This window comes from Luteibacter sp. dw_328 (assembly GCF_018449605.1).
In the GTDB taxonomy this organism is placed as follows: domain Bacteria; phylum Pseudomonadota; class Gammaproteobacteria; order Xanthomonadales; family Rhodanobacteraceae; genus Luteibacter.
Window position 1 is genome coordinate 312670 of sequence record NZ_JAAVUW010000002.1, and the last position, 17324, is coordinate 329993.

13 protein-coding genes, 2 tRNA genes and 1 pseudogene are annotated in these 17324 nt (G+C 62.9%); 8 read left to right on the top strand and 8 right to left on the bottom strand.

Annotated features, from left to right (window positions below):
• Positions 1-33: 33 nt before the first annotated feature.
• The 5 genes and pseudogenes from virB11 to HB634_RS06040 all read right to left on the bottom strand — a co-directional run.
• Positions 34-1074 carry a P-type DNA transfer ATPase VirB11 gene (gene virB11 / locus HB634_RS06020; protein WP_213947930.1) on the bottom strand — a complete coding sequence of 347 codons (1041 nt, stop codon included), beginning with the start codon at positions 1072-1074 and terminating at the stop codon, positions 34-36.
• Positions 1075-1081: 7 nt separating this feature from the next.
• The gene (locus HB634_RS06025; RefSeq protein ID WP_063570706.1) at positions 1082-2371 is read right to left on the bottom strand and encodes a TrbI/VirB10 family protein; all 1290 of its coding nucleotides are present in this window, start codon (positions 2369-2371) and stop codon (positions 1082-1084) included.
• Positions 2368-3183 carry a TrbG/VirB9 family P-type conjugative transfer protein gene (locus HB634_RS06030; protein ID WP_213947931.1) on the bottom strand — a complete coding sequence of 272 codons (816 nt, stop codon included), beginning with the start codon at positions 3181-3183 and terminating at the stop codon, positions 2368-2370. Before HB634_RS06030 ends, HB634_RS06025 begins: the two co-directional genes overlap by 4 nt.
• A complete protein-coding gene (locus HB634_RS06035) occupies positions 3184-4269 on the bottom strand; it encodes a type IV secretion system protein (protein ID WP_213947932.1) in 1086 nt (361 codons plus the stop codon). It lies immediately after the preceding gene.
• Positions 4270-4386: 117 nt separating this feature from the next.
• A pseudogene (locus tag HB634_RS06040) lies at positions 4387-4788 on the bottom strand (hypothetical protein); the annotation flags it as partial.
• A gap of 1085 nt (positions 4789-5873) precedes the next feature.
• Here HB634_RS06040 and HB634_RS06045 point away from each other — a divergent pair.
• From HB634_RS06045 to HB634_RS06070, 6 genes are all read left to right on the top strand, one after another.
• Positions 5874-6383: a CinA family protein gene (locus HB634_RS06045; RefSeq protein WP_213947933.1), complete on the top strand. Its 510-nt coding sequence runs from the start codon at positions 5874-5876 to the stop codon at positions 6381-6383.
• 98 nt (positions 6384-6481) lie between these two features.
• Positions 6482-7522, top strand: coding sequence for a recombinase RecA (recA, locus tag HB634_RS06050; RefSeq protein WP_063570725.1), 1041 nt, complete (start codon positions 6482-6484; stop codon positions 7520-7522).
• Positions 7509-8015 (top strand): regulatory protein RecX, encoded by a 507-nt coding sequence (locus HB634_RS06055; RefSeq protein WP_063570710.1) that lies wholly within the window; start codon positions 7509-7511, stop codon positions 8013-8015. The genes recA and HB634_RS06055 overlap by 14 nt, the downstream gene beginning before the upstream one ends.
• A 71-nt stretch (positions 8016-8086) precedes the next feature.
• Positions 8087-10720 carry an alanine--tRNA ligase gene (alaS, locus tag HB634_RS06060; protein WP_213947934.1) on the top strand — a complete coding sequence of 878 codons (2634 nt, stop codon included), beginning with the start codon at positions 8087-8089 and terminating at the stop codon, positions 10718-10720.
• 299 nt (positions 10721-11019) lie between these two features.
• On the top strand, positions 11020-11223 hold the full coding sequence (csrA, locus tag HB634_RS06065; protein ID WP_046966111.1) for a carbon storage regulator CsrA: 204 nt from the start codon (positions 11020-11022) through the stop codon (positions 11221-11223).
• Between the two features lie 76 nt (positions 11224-11299).
• Positions 11300-11392, top strand: a tRNA-Ser gene (locus tag HB634_RS06070).
• 211 nt (positions 11393-11603) lie between these two features.
• Here the strand turns inward: HB634_RS06070 and HB634_RS06075 are convergent.
• Both HB634_RS06075 and HB634_RS06080 read right to left on the bottom strand, forming a co-directional pair.
• A complete protein-coding gene (locus tag HB634_RS06075) occupies positions 11604-12728 on the bottom strand; it encodes a serine hydrolase domain-containing protein (protein WP_213947935.1) in 1125 nt (374 codons plus the stop codon).
• 185 nt (positions 12729-12913) lie between these two features.
• Positions 12914-12990 (bottom strand) — tRNA-Pro (locus tag HB634_RS06080).
• 170 nt (positions 12991-13160) lie between these two features.
• On the opposite strand from HB634_RS06080, the gene hisS reads away from it, so the two are divergent.
• Complete coding sequence (hisS, locus tag HB634_RS06085; RefSeq protein WP_063570713.1) at positions 13161-14543, top strand: histidine--tRNA ligase; 1383 nt, start codon at positions 13161-13163, stop codon at positions 14541-14543.
• Positions 14544-14586: 43 nt separating this feature from the next.
• Positions 14587-16476 carry an aromatic amino acid lyase gene (locus tag HB634_RS06090; protein WP_213947936.1) on the top strand — a complete coding sequence of 630 codons (1890 nt, stop codon included), beginning with the start codon at positions 14587-14589 and terminating at the stop codon, positions 16474-16476.
• A 7-nt stretch (positions 16477-16483) separates the two neighbouring features.
• Here HB634_RS06090 and HB634_RS06095 read toward each other — a convergent pair whose 3' ends face one another.
• On the bottom strand, positions 16484-17182 hold the full coding sequence (locus tag HB634_RS06095) for a response regulator (protein ID WP_063570715.1): 699 nt from the start codon (positions 17180-17182) through the stop codon (positions 16484-16486).
• Between the last annotated feature and the right edge of the window lie 142 nt (positions 17183-17324).

A 17324-nucleotide genomic window follows, 5' to 3' on the forward strand; every position in this document is an offset into this window, starting at 1 on the left:
ACTCCTGTTTGATGACCGATGTGTGTGTGAGCGTTACCCCCCGTTCGCACCCAGGGCGCGAGCCGGGTTGAAATCGATGCCGGTGATATAGCGCCGGCCCGCATGTGCCTTGATGTGAACCACGATGTCGATCGTCAGCATCAGCAGTCGTTTGATCGTCGCGAATTCCAGTCCCGCTCCTTCCGTGGACGCCTTTACCATCAGTGCCAGCTGGTCCCAGGTCTGCTCGACGCTGCCTGCATGGCAGCTTGTGATTGACCCTGGGTGACCGGATGCGCAATTTCGGATGAAGTAAAACGACTCATCGCCGCGCAGCTCGGCCAGGATGATCCTGTCCGGTTTCATGCGCAGGCAGGCTTCCATGCAGCTCTTCGCCGTGACGTTGGCGGCGCTTTGGCCACCCTTGGAATAGATCAGGTGCACGACGTTCGGCTGATCGATGAACAGCTCGCGCGCATCCTCGATCGTGACCAGTCGCTCGTCATCGGGGATATGGTGCACGAGCGACTTCATGAAGGTGGTTTTGCCACTTCCGGTGGCACCCGAGACGACGATGTTCTTCTTGTTGAGCACCGCATGGCGGAAGAAGTCCGCGTAGCGACGTTCAGCACGTAGATCGAGAAGTTCCTTGTCAGCCTGGCTGATCGTGTTCGCGCCTTCGAGGATCTCGTTGAAGAATCCGTCCTCGTTGTACTGCGCGAGGGTGCGTGTCTCCTTCGACGGGAGGCGAATGGTGATCGATACACGCCCGGCCTCGCAGGCAGGCGGGATGACGAACTGCGCGCGCTGGCCGGTGGGAAAGGTCAGCGACACCACGGGGTCCGTATCCGTGATTCGCTGACCGGTATTGCTCTCGTTGACGACGGCGGTGCAGAACTGGCGTGCACGTTCGAACGTCAGTGACGGCACCTCAACACGCTGCCAGCCACCCCGGCGCTCGAGATAGAGCTCGCCGGGGCGGTTGATACAGATTTCGGTGACATCCGATGAGGCAAGGAAATCCTTCACTCCCAGTACCTCGTACTGGTACTCGAGGAAGTCATTGCCGATGGATGCCAGTGCGCCGTCGTCCATAGTCGTCTCAGTACCTCGTAACCACGCCGGTGAAGTCGACGTCCTTGGCTACATAGATCGCCAGCACGGTGCCCTGGTTGATCGTGACGGTGGCGGGGCGGTTGGCCTGACGTTGCACGGCAGAGTTGGCAAGCTGCTGGATCGTGTCGGCCGTGTTGCTTTCGAACGGACTCTGCGTGACGACGCCGTTGCTGATCGTCGTTTGGCGGGGACCATGCTCGGCTGCTTCGTACTTGAAAGCGTCGCTGAGCAAGCTGATAAGCAACGCTGAGCCGATACGACTGCCCCAGTGGGCGTTATAAAGGCCGGGGTGGCCCGCACCGCCCAAGGTGTCGATGCCCGGGCTGGCCATGTTCACGTCGATACCAGTAGGCGTGACGATTCGGTCCCAGATGACGGCGACGCGCGGGCCGTTCGGTTCCATTTCGTACTTGCCCATGACCTTCGAGCCCTTCGGCAGCAACAGGCGCTTGCCGGTGAAGGAGTAGACGGGTTCGGTCACGACGCACGAGGTGAAGCCGGGGATATCCGTGATGATGCGTGTTTCGAGGACGCACCGGATAAACGTGCCGCGTAGCATGAGCGTGTCGGGATGCTGGAGCGGCGTTGCGCTAGAAACATCCGGCAGGTCTTTTGCCGTATAGGCAAGGTTGTTGGTGGCGCTCATCCGCGGAGGTCCGCCGGCCCCGGGCATGCCTGGGAGGCCGAAGCCGCCCGCGCCCCCTGCTGCGCCAGCGTCAGGAGCGGGTGCGGCCGCCCCTTCGGCCACTGCCTGGAAGCCAGCGCCGTTGTTGGCTGCAGCAATGCGACGTTCAAGCAGCGTCGGCTGATGAGGAGCCTCCGGCATGACTTGCACCGGCACCGGCGGTGGGGTGTTTTGTACCGGAGGAAGGAACGGAGAGAGTGCGACCGAATCCGGTTCCTTGGCAGGCTGGTTGCCGAAGGAAGCGCCCGGTGCGATGGGTGCATCCGGCACCACAACTGTCTCTTCGTGCGGTTTATTCGCTGGCTTGTCCCTCGATCCGGAGGTATGGAACAACCAGAACGCAACGACCACGAGCAGCAGCACGATGCCGCCGAGCAGGCCGAGCGCGCTGCGATTCATGCGTCGCATGTCGTTCGTGGTCAGATGCGGCGCTGCACCATCCAGATCCGGCTGTGGTGCCTGCCGCTGCTGGTTCGAATACGGATTGCCGGCCAGCGGATCACGCTCGCCGGCGTGATGCTCACTCGACGGCGGAACATGGTTGCTGCCGTTGGACTCGTCGTCCGGCTGATAGGGATTGTTCGGGCTCACTTCTTTGTGTTCCTTCGCAGGCCCACGACATTGTCGTCGTGACGAATAACCAGGTAGTTGTACGTGCCGTGGACCACGATGGTGTTGCCTTCCACGGTGGTGTTCACTACCGAGTCTTCTCCATGTTCCTTCTCACGCATGTAGATCGTCGGGAAGTTTCCCGTCGGAAACTGCTTGAGGTCCGGCATCTTGATGTACGTGAATCGGCCATCGTCATAGACGTTGATCGGTACGAGCCAGGGAGCCACTTTGCGCGACTTGGAGAAGTCGTAATCGAAGTTGTAGTCACGACCTTTCACGAGGTCCGTGTCGAGTTCAGGTGTTTCTTCGACTTTCTTCGACTCGCTCATGAAACTCGTGTCGGCGGGGTAGGTGAAGGTCACCTTGTACTGCACCCCCGCGCGACGGGCCTGGTCGAGCGTCTTCCAATCCGTGGCGACGACCTTCAGCTCCAGGATGTAGGAGTGCGTGGCCGTGCGGATCATCATGTTGGTGTCGACATCGACGTTCTTCGGCTTGATGTAGAAGACGTTGTCGCGACGGGTCAGGTCCCAGCCACTGCTGAAGCCGGTGCTGTAGTCGAGAATCTTTTCGTTGGGGCTCAGTTCGATCTGCGTGGTGATGCCGAGGCCTGTCCGTACGGTGTAGATACGGTCGGGCTGGTATTCATACGGCTGCACCGCGATCGCGGTTCCCGTGGAGGACGGCGCGGGGGTGGTGGTCGGAGTGGTCTCCGCATCGGCCACGGTCAGGACACCCGATAGGGCGAAGCCCAGACTGCAGGCCAGACTCAGCTTGCTGGAACGATTCATTTAACGGCGCCCTCCATTGGCGGCGCGGGTCACGGGACGAGCCGCGGGCGCGGCGGCCTGCGGATACGGAGCGGTCGGACCAGCAGCTTGCGGCTGCGTGGCATAAGCCGCCTCTGACGGAATAGGCGAGGGCGGAATGCCGACGGCCTGCTGAAGCGGGATAGCCTGGGCCTGCGGGGCCTGGCCAGGTACCGGAGCCGGTGCCTGCGGGCCGTATGCACTAGGGACTGCCATCTGCTGCGCGGGTGCACCGTCGGGCGAAACTGCTGCGGGCGCTCCAGCGGCGGGGGCTCCCGGCACAGCGCCCGGAGCTTGCCCTGCAGGATTCGCCGGGGCGTTCGGATCGGTCGATTCTGCAGGCGGGAGTGAGCCGTAGTCGTTGTCGACGCGGTAACCGGTCACCTGGAAGCCCAGCGGATTCTCGATCCGGTTCTGGTCGTCCATGCGCAGGTTGGGTTTGTAGGTGAACGAGATCGTGGCGATCTTGTTGTCCAGCGGATACGTCGACCCATTCACCTTGTCGAACACGTTGCGCTGGAAACGTACCGTCGCGCCTTTGGGTGTCTGGCCGTTCTCACCACCGATCAACGAGATGCTGAGAATCTTCACCCGGATCGCCCGGCTCTTACCGTAGACCTTGTACGGGCTCTGCTCGTTGTTGGCGGCGTGCAGATTCATGTAGGCCTGCGCGACATCGGGCGCAGCCATCGTCAGGACCGTCGGCCAGTCGCGTAGATTTGTCAGAGCAAGGTCATAGGCTTCGCGAGCGAGCACGAAGTGAGCGACGTTGCTGCGGTTGACGGCCTCGCTCGAGGTGATCTGGCGATTCACGACATCGTCGGTGACGCGGGACAAGGAACTCGTTCCCGAGTACGCATCGGCGAGGATGAGATACGGAACTTTTTCCTTCAGCGGCATCATGTACAAAATGCACGCACCGAGCATCACCGAGACGGCGAGTGCGCAAATCGCGACGATCCAGGCGCGCTTTTCGTTTCGCTTGGCTATATCGGCGAGGGTGACTTCAAAGCTGACGCTGTGAGCGACGGCCTGGTCGATCTTCGGCGAACTTTTCTTGTTGAGCATGGGGTCGGCCTGTCCTGTCGTCGCTTACTTGGCGTCCGCATTCGCGGCGACGTGTTCGTCGTTCGCGGGAGCGGCGGCAGGTGTGGGTTCGCTGGTAACGGGAGCCTGGGCGGCGGAGACCTTGGCGCCCGGCGCGGCAGGTGCCGCGACCGGCACGGGCGTGGTGCTGGCGCTCACTTCCTCGACGACCAGTTCCGACCCACTGACGGTCACGGCGACACCTTGCGCGCCATAGATCGTGCTCAGCTGCGCCGCGGCGTCACGCAGCTCCGTGGTGTGAATGCCCGACGCGGCGCGCGTGAGACTGAAGTCGGAACGGAGGCGATAGGCGAGCTTCAGGCCGGTGTCTTTCGTCCACCGCGTCAGCATCGTCTTCAGGGTGCCGTCCATCGGCGCCGCGTAGTACGTGTAAGGCAGGGCGAGCGGGATCTCGACCACTTTGTCGTCGTATTTGTTGACCGGCTTCCAGCGGCCGCCGAAGTCCTTCGCCGCGGGCGTACCGCAGGCGGAAAGGAGCATGGCAAGTGCGGAAACAAGGCCGAGGGCGATGGGATTCAGGGTTCTATTCACGCTTGGCTCGTAAGTCATCGAAAGGCAAAGTGAAAACGTAGGCAGCAGACGTCGCGGCTCATCGCCGAAGGCGAAGCCGGATAGCGTTTACGGCGCTACGAAATGGGCAAGGACGCTGAGCCGGGGGAACGGATCGGCTGCGGCCTGTCGACGTGCCACCACGCGAAACGCGCGGCTTGAGCGATACCCCTGGAACTGACTGGAACGGCGGGCCAACCGGCCCCGAGCGACATGCAAATCATCCATACAACATCCTGTACGAGCGCATTTGCGCCCTTGCATAACGTGCCAGCGAAGAATGGTCGCGCGCCTCATGAGCGATAAGAGCATCGCCCACTTATAGTTGCGTCTTACCGACCGTGTATCCCCACCCCTTTTGGCGGATCCCTGTCCGCGACGTAAACATAACGCAACAAGAAATTTCTGACCAGTGGCCTATGTGTGTGTTTTTGAGGCCTTTGTCACACATTTCTGGCATGTAACATGCGTGAAACGCCTTCTGGCGCGACGCGCGTCACTGCACAAGTGTGCATTGGCGCACCGAATTGCCGGAAATGTGTAAGGCTCGTGAATGTTGCCGTTGTAACCATTTGTCCCGGACATCCGCTTTCCATAAGTTGTCGTTTTTTCGTGTCAGGCGTGCGACACGTCGATGTTTTCAGTGTGTTACGAGCCGCGGTCGAGCGTCGCTGCGAGCGGGGAAATCTCGAGCGATCAAATGGTGACTGAACGAACCACGACCGATGAGTGGCTCTCGCCCATCGCGCGCTGTAGGTGCGTTTCCCCTGAGACGCACGGTCTCGCCCGCGTCCTTTCGATGCGAACCTTAGGGAGCGATCTTTGGGCGGGTAATGGCAACTTATTGAAGCGAAAAAACGTCACCTTATGGTTGTCATGGTAGCGCCATGACACCGTCGCAACAACGCAGGAAGTCATAGAAGTTTTCTCAAAAATTCCTCAACCGTCTCTGTCGTCGGATCGACATCGCAAAGCCCCGGGAGTAGAACCTCTCCCTTTCCCCACAGGACCCGCCCATGGATTCGCCCACCATCCCCTCCGATGCTGACCTCATGGCGTTGGCCCAGGACGTCGCCACCGCCGCCCAGGAACGGCGGGTGATGGTTGCGACGGCCGAGTCGTGTACCGGAGGCTGGATCGCCAAGACGCTTACCGACCTGGCCGGAAGCTCGGCGTGGTTCGAGGCGGGGGTCGTCACGTATAGCTACAGCGCAAAGGAGTCCCTGCTCGGGGTGAACCCGCGAACCCTCGAGCGGACCGGCGCGGTCAGCGAGGAGACGGTGCTGGAGATGGTTTCCGGCGCGCTGGCCCGGTACGGCGCGGGCGTCGCCGTGGCGGTCACCGGTATCGCGGGACCGTCCGGTGGGACACCTGATAAGCCGGTAGGCACGGTATGGATTGGCTGGAAGCGCCGGGGCGGGTACGCCCGCGCCGAACTCTTCCACTTTTCGGGCGATCGCGAGGCCGTCCGCCGACAGACGGTGGCTCGCGCACTTGCTGGAATGACCTCCGAGCTCAGGGGCTGAGCCGGGCCGCCTGTGGCACACTTGGCGATTGCGGATCGCAGTCCCTGAGACCACGGTCGGGCAAGATACTTATCTACACACGAGACCCGGATATGACGATGGACGACAATAAGCGCAAGGCGCTGGCGAGTGCCCTCGGCCAGATTGAAAAGCAGTTCGGCAAGGGTGCGGTCATGCGTCTTGGCGATCGCGCCGACGATACGATCGACACGGTCTCGACCGGTTCGCTCGGCCTGGATATCGCTCTCGGTATCGGCGGCCTGCCGCGCGGTCGCGTTGTCGAAATCTACGGTCCGGAATCCTCGGGTAAGACCACGCTGACCCTGCAGGCCATCGCATCCTGCCAGCGCGCCGGCGGCACGGCGGCCTTCGTCGACGCCGAGCACGCGCTGGACCCGAGCTACGCCGAAAAGCTCGGCGTGAACGTGGCCGACCTGCTGGTCAGCCAGCCGGACACGGGTGAGCAGGCCCTCGAGATCGCCGACATGCTCGTGCGCTCCGGCGCCGTTGACATGGTCGTGATCGACTCGGTCGCCGCGCTCACCCCCAAGGCGGAAATCGAAGGCGAAATGGGCGACTCCCACGTCGGCTTGCACGCCCGTCTGATGAGCCAGGCGCTGCGCAAGCTCACCGCCAACATCAAGAAGACCAACTGCCTGGTCATCTTCATCAACCAGATCCGCATGAAGATCGGCGTGATGTTCGGCAGCCCGGAAACCACCACTGGTGGTAACGCGCTGAAGTTCTACGCCTCGGTCCGTCTCGACATCCGCCGTATTGGCGCGGTCAAGAAGGGTGACGAAGTCATCGGTTCCGAGACCCGCGTCAAGGTCGTGAAGAACAAGGTAGCGCCGCCGTTCCGCCAGGCCGAGTTCGAGATCCTCTACGGCGAAGGCACCTCGCGTGAAGGCGAGATCATCGAGCTGGGCGTGCGCGAGAATCTGATCGACAAGTCCGGCGCCTGGTACAGCTACAAGGGCGAGCGCATTGGCCAGGGCAAGGAAAATGTCCGTCAGTTCCTGCGCGACAACCCGGCCATGGCCAACGAGGTGGACGCCGAATTGCGTTCGCGTCTGCTGGTGAAGGCGGGTCCGAAGGCCGAAGCCTCGACCGAGGCCGACGAGCTTGAGGAAGTCTGATAAAGGCACGGGGCAGGGCGACGGCACGGCCGATCGCCCCACCCGCACCGCCTACGACAAGGCGCTCGGCCTGCTGGCCCGGCGCGAGCACTCCCGCCGCGAACTCAAGCAAAAGCTTGATCGCGGCGGTTTTGCTCGTGAGGAGACCACGGACGCGGTTGCCCGGCTCGGCGACCAGGGCTACCAGGATGACGACCGCTTCGCCGCGTCGCTCATGCGTAGCCGGATAGGCCAGGGTTACGGTCCCGCCCGCATCCGCGCGGAACTGCGCAGCCAGGGCATTGCCGACGCCGTGATCCGCCAGCTGATCGAGTCCGCCGACGTGGATTGGCAGGATCTGGCCTCCACCCAGCTTCGTCGTCGTTACGGTGGGCCCTCCGCGGACCCGGCGGAACGGGTACGACGGGCGCAATTCCTCTTGCGTCGAGGCTTCGCCGCCGCCACAGTACGTGTTCTAACCCACGCCGATGCGGAAGACACCGACGACGATTGAAGGCAGCGAGCCTTGATTCTGGACGGAGCGTCTCCGCGACATGTCTCGCAGCTCCCAAGCCACGATAGCTCATGAAAACCGCCGAAATCCGTTCGACCTTCCTCGACTTCTTCCGTTCCAAGGACCACACCATCGTGCCGTCGGCATCGCTGGTGCCGTCGAACGATCCCACCCTGTTGTTTACCAACTCGGGCATGGTTCCCTTCAAGAACGTCTTCCTTGGCAGCGAAAAGCCGGGTTACGTTCGTGCGGCCGACGTCCAGCGCTGCCTGCGCGCGGGCGGCAAGCACAACGACCTGGATGCCGTGGGCTACACCGCCCGCCATCACACCTTCTTCGAGATGCTCGGTAACTGGTCGTTCGGCGACTATTTCAAGCGCGATGCCATCCGTTACGCCTGGGAACTGCTCACCGGGGTTTACAAACTGCCGGCCGAGCGCCTGTGGGTGACCGTGTATCACACGGACGACGAAGCCTTCGACATCTGGAACAAGGAGGTCGGCGTCCCGGCGGACCGTATCGTCCGCATCGGCGACAACAAGGGCGCGCCCTTCGCTTCCGACAACTTCTGGCAGATGGCCGATACCGGCCCCTGCGGCCCGTGCACGGAGATCTTCTTCGATCATGGTCCCGACGTGGCGGGCGGTCCGCCGGGTTCGCCCGACGAAGATGGTGATCGCTACATCGAGATCTGGAACCTGGTGTTCATGCAGTTCGACCGCGCTCCGGACGGCACGCTGTCGCCGCTTCCGGCGCCTTGCGTCGACACCGGCATGGGCCTTGAGCGCCTGGCTGCCGTGCTCCAGCACGTGCATTCCAACTACGAGATCGACCTGTTCGCCCACCTCATTGCCGAGGCCTCGCGCCTGACCGGCACGGCGGATATGGCGAACAAGTCGCTGCGCGTCATCGCCGATCACATTCGTGCCTGTTCGTTTCTCATCGTCGATGGCGTGCTGCCGTCGAACGAGGGGCGTGGGTATGTGCTCCGTCGCATCATCCGTCGCGCGCTGCGCCATGGCTGGATGCTCGGCGTGCGCGGCGACTTCTTCTGGAAGATGGTCGCGCCGCTGGTCGCCGAGATGGGCGATGCCTATCCGGAAATCGCGAAGAAGCAAGCCTTCGTGGAGCAGGCGCTGAAAACCGAGGAAGAGCGTTTCGGCGAGACGCTCGAGCACGGCATGCGCCTGTTCGACGACGTCGCGGCGAAGTCGGGCCAGATCATTCCGGGTGCCGATGCGTTCCGTCTGTACGACACCTATGGTTTCCCGGTCGACCTCACGGCCGACATCGCCCGCGAACGCGGCATGAGTGTGGATATGGACGGCTTCGAGCAGTCCATGAGCGAGCAGCGCGCGCGTGCCCGTGCAGCCAGCAACTTCGGCAGCAAGGCCCAGTTGCCGGCTGATGTCGCAAGCGCCGTGTCGCCGACCCTCTTCACCGGTTACGACTCGCTCGAACTGACCGACGCGAAGGTGGTCGCCATCGTGCGTGATGGCAAGGCTGTCGATCGGCTCGCCGATGGCGAGGAGGCCTTCCTCCTGCTCGACCGCACGCCGTTCTACGCGGAGTCCGGTGGCCAGGTGGGTGACACCGGCATGATTCGCAATCCGTCGGGCGCCCTCGCGGTGCAGGACACCCAGAAGGTCGGCGGTGCATTCTTCGCGCACTTCGGCAGCTGGCAGGGTTCGGCGCCGCTCGCCAAGGGCGATGTGGTGGGTGCATCGGTGGATGCATCGCAGCGCCAGGCCACGGTTCTCAATCACTCCGCGACGCATCTGCTGCACGCCGCGCTGCGCACGGTGCTGGGCGACCACGTGTCGCAGAAGGGCTCGCTGGTGGCGCCTGAGCGCCTGCGCTTCGACTTCTCGCACTTCAAGCCGGTCACGGCGGAAGAGCTCGCACTGATCGAGCGCATGGTCAACGACGAGGTCCGTCATAACGACCAGGCCGAAGTCCATAGCATGGGCTACGACGAAGCGATCGAGTTCGGTGCGATGGCACTCTTTGGCGAGAAGTACGGCGCCGAGGTTCGCGTGCTGAAGATGGGTGATTTCTCCACCGAACTGTGCGGCGGCACGCATGTGTCGCGCACGGGTGATATCGGCCTGTTCAAGATCGTCTCGGAGTCCGGCGTCGCCGCCGGCGTGCGCCGTATCGAGGCGGTCACGGGTGCGGGTGCGCTCGCGCGGGTCGCTGAGGAAGAGCGCGTCCTGGGCGAAGTGTCCGGCCTACTCGCAGCGACCGGCGACGATGTCGTCGAGAAGCTTCGCCAGATGTTCGACAAGCAGAAAAAGCTCGAGCGCGAGATCGAATCGTTCAAGGCGAAGGCCGCCAGTTCAGCATCGGCGGATCTTGCGACCTCAGCCGTCGATGTTGCCGGTATCAGAGTCGTGGCTGCGCGTCTTGAAGGTCTCGATGCCAAGTCGCTGCGCGACAGCGTAGACGTCCTCAAGCAACAGCTCGGCGATTGCGCCATCATCCTCGCAGGCGCGCTGGACGGTCGCGTTTCGCTGGTCGCGGGCGTAGGCGGTGCGGCGCTTGGTCGCGTAAAGGCGGGTGATCTGGTGGCCGAAGTGGCCTCACGAATCGACGGCAAGGGCGGCGGACGTCCGGACATGGCGCAGGGCGGCGGCGTGGACTCGCCGGCGCTTCCGCAGATCCTTGCGGGCATCCCAGGCTGGATCGAGGCCCGGTTGCACTGAACGAAACCGGCCAGCGTGAACGGCGGCGTGCCGTAAAGGCTCTCCGCCATGCGTTTTATGGCTCCGTGCGTTGCGCCCGCTGGTTTGGCTCGGCTAGTATGATCCGAATGCCGAATGCATTCTTCGGCATCGATCCGCTGGATCGAAATGGCAGGACAGCTGGTCAGCGACACACACAACTAGAGCCGGGGAAGGCAGCTCGGCCTTCGATGGTCGAAACGTCAACCATTGACGGCAAGCACTCGGGGTGAGTTGTCGTTGGTGGGGAAGCCAATACCTGATTTTATGGAGTATCAATCATGCTGATTCTGACCCGCCGGGTCGGTGAAACCCTAATGATCGGCGACGAGGTGACCGTCACTGTTCTGGGTGTCAAAGGTAACCAGGTGCGCATCGGTATCAATGCACCGAAAAACGTCGCGGTTCACCGCGAAGAGATTTACCAGCGCATCAAGAACGAGAACGATCCTGCCGGCCACACCGGGGACGACCAGGACCAGTAAAGCTCTTTACGGCTGATGCAAGGAACAGTATCCTTGCCCGCTCGTTAAGGCACGTTCCTCAACGACGAACGTTCACGGAGAGTTGCCCGAGTGGCCGAAGGGGCTCCCCTGCTAAGGGAGTATAGGGTCAAAAGCCTTATCGAGGGTTCGAATCCCTCACTCTCCGCCAGTTTGCAAAAAGCCCTGTTTTTACAGGGCTTTTTTGTGCCTGCAAGAAACGTAGCGCGCCGTTCGGCATGGCCGCAAAAGAAAAAGCCCACGGAGGGGATCCGCGGGCTTTTCAGGGAATATCCGTCGATGCAAAGGCAGCAGGGGAACCGCCGGTGATGCTTGGGACCAGGCGCCTCACGGCTGCCATGGGAATTACTATACTACCGGGTTTATGAATCGTTCTTAAGTTTGAGAGGAGTGGCCAGGTATACGTCCAGAATGCCGGCAACCAGCTTATAAGGCTGGGAGGCTTGCAGGTTCGTCAGCACGATCACGGTCAGGTGTTCGTCGGGAATCGTGGTGATCCAGACGGCGGCGCCCCCACCGGTGTGCATCGTGACGTGACCCTGCTGGCTGTCGTGCATGAGGGCAAGGCCGAAGTCGCCCGTTTTACCGTCGCTCATCACGTACGGCTTCGCCATCAGGGCGAGGCTTGCGGGCTTGATCACCTTTCCGGTCCAGAGCGCGTTCTCCCAAGTGGACATGGCCTCAATGTTGCCGCTCAGCCCTGCTGCGGGCATCAACCACTCCGTGGCGATCTTCGAGCCGAAGGGATGGATACCGTCGGTCGACATGACCGGTGCGCCCTTCGCATCGAGCTGAAGTTTCGAGTGGTCGGCCGTAGGCTGCAGCGCGGTGTACAGGGAGGCGCGACCCGGAATAAGCGTCCACGTATCGCCCCACTGCAGGCCGGTGATGCCTAGCGGTTTCAGAAGACGGTCGTTGATATAGCTCTCATAAGGCATGCCACTGACACGCGCAATGATCTCCCCGAGCAGCATGAATCCCGTCTGGTTGTAGACCATGGATGCGCCTGGCGCTTTGACCGGCCTGGTCGCAAGCAATGCCATCAGATCAGCACGGGTCCCGGCCAGTGGAAGTACGTTGACGGTGTCGTCCGCGACATTGTCCGGAAGGCCCGATGTGTGGGAAAGGCAATGGCGGATCGTTACGGGAGCCCATGAGGCGGGGAGCTCGGGAAGATACTTCCTGACCGAGTCGTCCAGCGAGATTTTTCCCTGCTCCACCAGCGTCATGATCGCTACGCCAGTGAACTCCTTGGTCGTGGACGCAAGCGGATACAGGGTCGCGTTCGTGGCGGGTACGTTCAGTTCGACGCTGGCAACGCCGTAGCTCTTCTCAAGCACCACCTTGCCGTCCTTGATCACGGCGACGGAGGCGCCAGGCGTGTGGCGGGCGGCCATGTCCTTCGCCACAACGTCATCGACCTGCATCGCCATGGAGGTGCCCGCGTGCGCCGCCTGCGCATGCCAGAGCGCGAAGGTCATCAACATGCCTATGAAGTTCCTGACCATGGCGCCCCCCTCCGATGAATGACGGAATGCATCGTAGGAGGGTAGTAAGGACGGCGTACGTGCCGGTGGGCCTCCGTACTTTCGGCACATGGGCGAGTGGCCCAAAGAAAAAGGCCCTGAAAGCTCGCTTGACGCGGTTTTCAGGGCCTGATTTCTTCGAATATTGGTCGGGGAGACAGGATTCGAACCTGCGACTTCTACGTCCCGAACGTAGCGCTCTACCAGGCTGAGCTACACCCCGACGGGAGCCGCGTATATTAGCCATGACCCTGCCGATTCGCAACAGGTCGTCGCATCTTTTTTACAAATGCCTGACAGGGCGCCATGAGCGCGGGGCGGCCGGCGGCCATCTGCTAATCTATGCGGCTGCCGCGTGGCGGCCTCCGTATAGCCTGTCCGAAGAGGAATTGCATGGCACTCACCCCGGCCCGCACCATGCCTGGTGTCCTCGAGCTTCTTCCGCTCGACCAGATCGCCTTCCAGCGCATGCTGGACACGATTCGCCGTAACTACGAGCGATTCGGCTTCCTGCCGATCGAGACGCCGGTGATCGAGCATAGCGATGTGCTGCTGACCAAGAGCGGCGGTGAGACGGAGCGCCAGGTGTATTTCGTCCAGTCGACGGGCGCCCTCGGCGCGGCGGAGAAGGGTGGTGTGCCCGAACTGGCCCTGCGTTTCGACCTGACCGTGCCGCTGGCGCGTTATGTCGCCGAGCACGAGCACGATCTCAGCTTCCCGTTCCGCCGTTACCAGATGCAGCGCGTCTACCGCGGCGAGCGTGCGCAGCGCGGTCGCTTCCGTGAGTTCTATCAGTGCGACATCGATGTGATCGGCAAGGATTCGCTGTCGGTGCGTTACGACGCTGAAATTCCGGCGGTGATCTACAGCGTGTTCCGCGAGCTCAACATCGGCGCGTTCACCATCCAGCTCAATAACCGCAAGCTCATGCGTGGCTATTTCGAGAACCTCGGTGTCAGCGACGCCGAGCAGCAGATGCTGGTGCTGCGCGAAGTGGACAAGCTCGACAAGCGCGGCGCCGACTACGTGCGCGAGACGCTCACCGGCGAGGCCTTTGGCCTGTCCGCGGAGGTGGCGGACAAGATCCTCGCTTTCGTCCAGGTGCGTTCGACGTCCGTGGACGATGCCTTCGCCAAGCTCGATGCCTTGGGCACCGGTTCGGAAACCTTCGAGCAGGGCCGCGCCGAGCTGAAGGAAGTCCTGGCGATGATCCGCGACTTCGACGTTCCGGAAACGCATTTTGCGCTGAACCTTTCCATTGCCCGCGGCCTGGATTACTACACCGGTACGGTCTACGAGACGACGCTCAACGATCACCCGGGCATTGGCTCGATCTGTTCGGGCGGTCGTTATGAGAATCTCGCCGGTCAGTACACCAAGTCGCACCTGCCGGGCGTGGGCATCTCGATCGGATTGACGCGCCTGTATTGGCAGTTGCGCGACGCCGGGCTGATTTCGACCGCGCAGAGCACGGTGGACGTGCTGGTCACCCAGATGGACGCCGCCCAGTTGCCGGCCTACCTGACGCTCGCCACGGAACTGCGCAACGCCGGCATTGCCACCGAGGTCGTCCTCGAAGGCAGCAAGTTGGGCAAGCAGTTCAAGTACGCCGACCGCGCGGGTATCCGCTTCGTCATCGTCCTGGGCGAAGACGAGATCGCCAAGGGCGTCGTCACGGTGAAAGACCTTCGCCGCGAAGACCAGTTTGAAGTCGCCCGCACGGAGCTGGTCAAGACCCTGCGCGTCGAACTGGCCCAGGCCGACATCGGTCGCTGAGCCGCTCCATCCCCCACCTCCCTTTTGCACGGCCTAAGTCCCCATGATCAGCAGCATTCTTCTCGACGGGCGTAGCCTCACACGCGGCCAGGTCGCCGCCATTGCTCGTAAGGGCTTCACCATCCGTCTGGATGACGCGCAGCTCGTCAAGGTGAAGCGCGCTGCGGACTTCCTCGCCGAGAAAGTCGGTGGTGGTGAGCCGATTTACGGCGTGACCACGGGCTTCGGCAGCAATGCCGACAAGCTGCTCGGCGCGCACCGCGTGCGCGATGAGCTGCCGGGCGGCAACCCGGAGCCGCGCGAAGGCACGTTGCTGGAAGAACTGCAGCACAACCTGATCATTACCCACGCCGTGTGCGTGGGTAAGCCGTTCGGCGAGGACGTCGTGCGCGCCATGCTCGCCATTCGCGTGAACACGCTGATGAAGGGGCATTCGGGTATCCGCGTGGAAACCCTGCGCGCTCTGGCCGAGCTTCTCAACCGCAATGTCATCCCGGTCATTCCGGAGAAAGGCTCGGTCGGCGCCAGCGGCGATCTCGCGCCGCTCTCGCACCTGGCCATCGTGCTGCTCGGCGGCGGCGAAGCCTTCTATGAGGGCGTGCGCATGCCCGGCGCCCAGGCGCTGGCCAAGGCTGGTCTCGAGCCGGTGCGCCTGTCGTTCAAGGAAGGCCTGGCCCTGAACAACGGCACCACGCAGATGCTCGCCACGGGCGTGCTCGCGCTGGACACCATGGACATGCTGATCCGCACGGCCGACCTGGCTGCCGCGATGACGCTGGATGCCTTCGCCGGCCGCACGGGTGCCTACGCTGAACAGGTCCATGCCCTGCGTCCGCATCCGGGGCAGGTCGAGACGGCAAAGCAGATCAGCCGCCTGCTCGAAGGCTCCACCCTGGCGGATATTGCCTATCACATGGTTCCGCGGTTCAAGCCGTGGCTGGCCGATTCCTGGTCCGAGCCTTCCGACCAGGCCTATCGCTTCGATATCAGCTGGGACTGGGTCCCTGCCACCCAGCGCCATGGCAAGGAAGCGTTCTACTCGCGCTTCCTTCCGTTCAAGGGCGGCAAGAAGCACCAGCCGCAGGATGCGTACTGCCTGCGTTGCGCACCGCAGGTGCACGGCGCCGTTCGCGATGCCTGGGAGCAGGCCTGCCGCGTGTTCGACATCGAACTGAATGCGGTCACCGACAACCCGCTGGTCTTCCCGGACGCCGAGAATGCCCAGGTGATCGAAGACCAGGTGATCTCGGCCGGCCATTTCCACGGCATGCCGCTCGCCCTGGCGATGAGTTACGTGAAGGCAGCGATTCCCGTGCTCGCCTCGATTTCCGAACGCCGCACCGCGAAGCTGGTCGACCCGGCCAATAACGATGGCCTGCCGGCGTTCCTCATCGGCAACGAGGACGCGACCGATTCCGGCTTCATGATCGTGCAGTACACCGCGGCGGCCCTGGTCAACGACCTCGCGACGCGCGCGCACCCGGCCTCGGTTTACTCCGTGCCGACCAGTGCCAACGCGGAGGACCACGTGTCCATGGGTGCCAACGAGGCACGCCACGTTCTCGAAATGACCGAAGACCTCGGCCACGTGCTTGCGATGGAGTTGTACACGGCCGCGCAGGCGTTGGAATACCGCCAGGACATGCTCAACGCCGCGCGGACCCTGGCCCATCGTGGCGACTGGGAAGCCCTGGCGGCGAAGATCAACGGCGCGCCGCGCAGCGATTCGCCGCACTACGCACGTTTCGAGAGCGAAGTGCGGGCGCTCATGGATGCGCTGGCGCGCGCCGAGGATTTCCACGGTGGCGTCGCGGTGCGTGCCGCCCTGTCCACCCTGCGCGAGCACATCGCCTTTATGCAGCGCGACCGCGCGATGGACGGCGACGTGCGCCTGATGTGCGAACTGGTGGCCTCCGGCCGCCTGGTCGCCTGAGCAGGCGCTACAGCGCGAAGAATCGCAGACTGGCCGCCGCCTCGATCGCCGGCGACCAGTCCTCGAGCATGCCGGCGCGGATGCCGGCCAGGTATTGGTAGAGCTGGGCGTCGTTGATGAGGCCCAGCTTGGCCATGGCCGAGCGTTTCTGTCGACTGATGGTCTTCAGGCTGCGTCCCATCGAGGCGGCGATGTCCACCAGTCCGTAACCCTGAGCATAGGCGCGTAACACCTCTACCTCGCGTGGCGACAGCCGCGTGGCGAGGTCGTCGGCGTTGTCTGCGCAATCCGCTTCGTGGAACAGGCGCCGAACGGCCGGGCTCAGGTATGAGCGTCCGACCTCCGCCGCGTGCACTGCCACCGGGACATCGCGGAGGCTGGTCCGTTTGTCGAAGATGGCAGCCACGCCCACGTCCAGCAGGGTGCGCAGGATGGCGGGATTGGACAGCATGGTGAGCACGACGATGCCGGTATCCGGTCGAAGGGCGCGGATGCGGCGGATCATCGGCATGCCGTCGGGCTGGCTGCCCTCGGGCATGGAGAAGTCGGTGACGACGACGTCGCAAGGGTGGTCGGTGAGGGCGTCGAAGAGGGCATCGGTATCGTGGGCGCGCGCAACCACCTGGTAGCGGTGCGACTTCAGGATGGTCTCGACACCCGCGACAACGACCGGATGATCGTCGGCAATGATCACGGTGCTCTGCATGGCGGGGGCTCGCGAGGGTGGAAATGCCGCCATCTTGTCGAGCAGCCTTGGCGCGGTATATGGAAGAAAAGCGCAATTGCATGTCGGCGCTTGCCACGTCGGAGTTGTCGCGTTACGATGAGTTATCGTATTAACGCGTTAG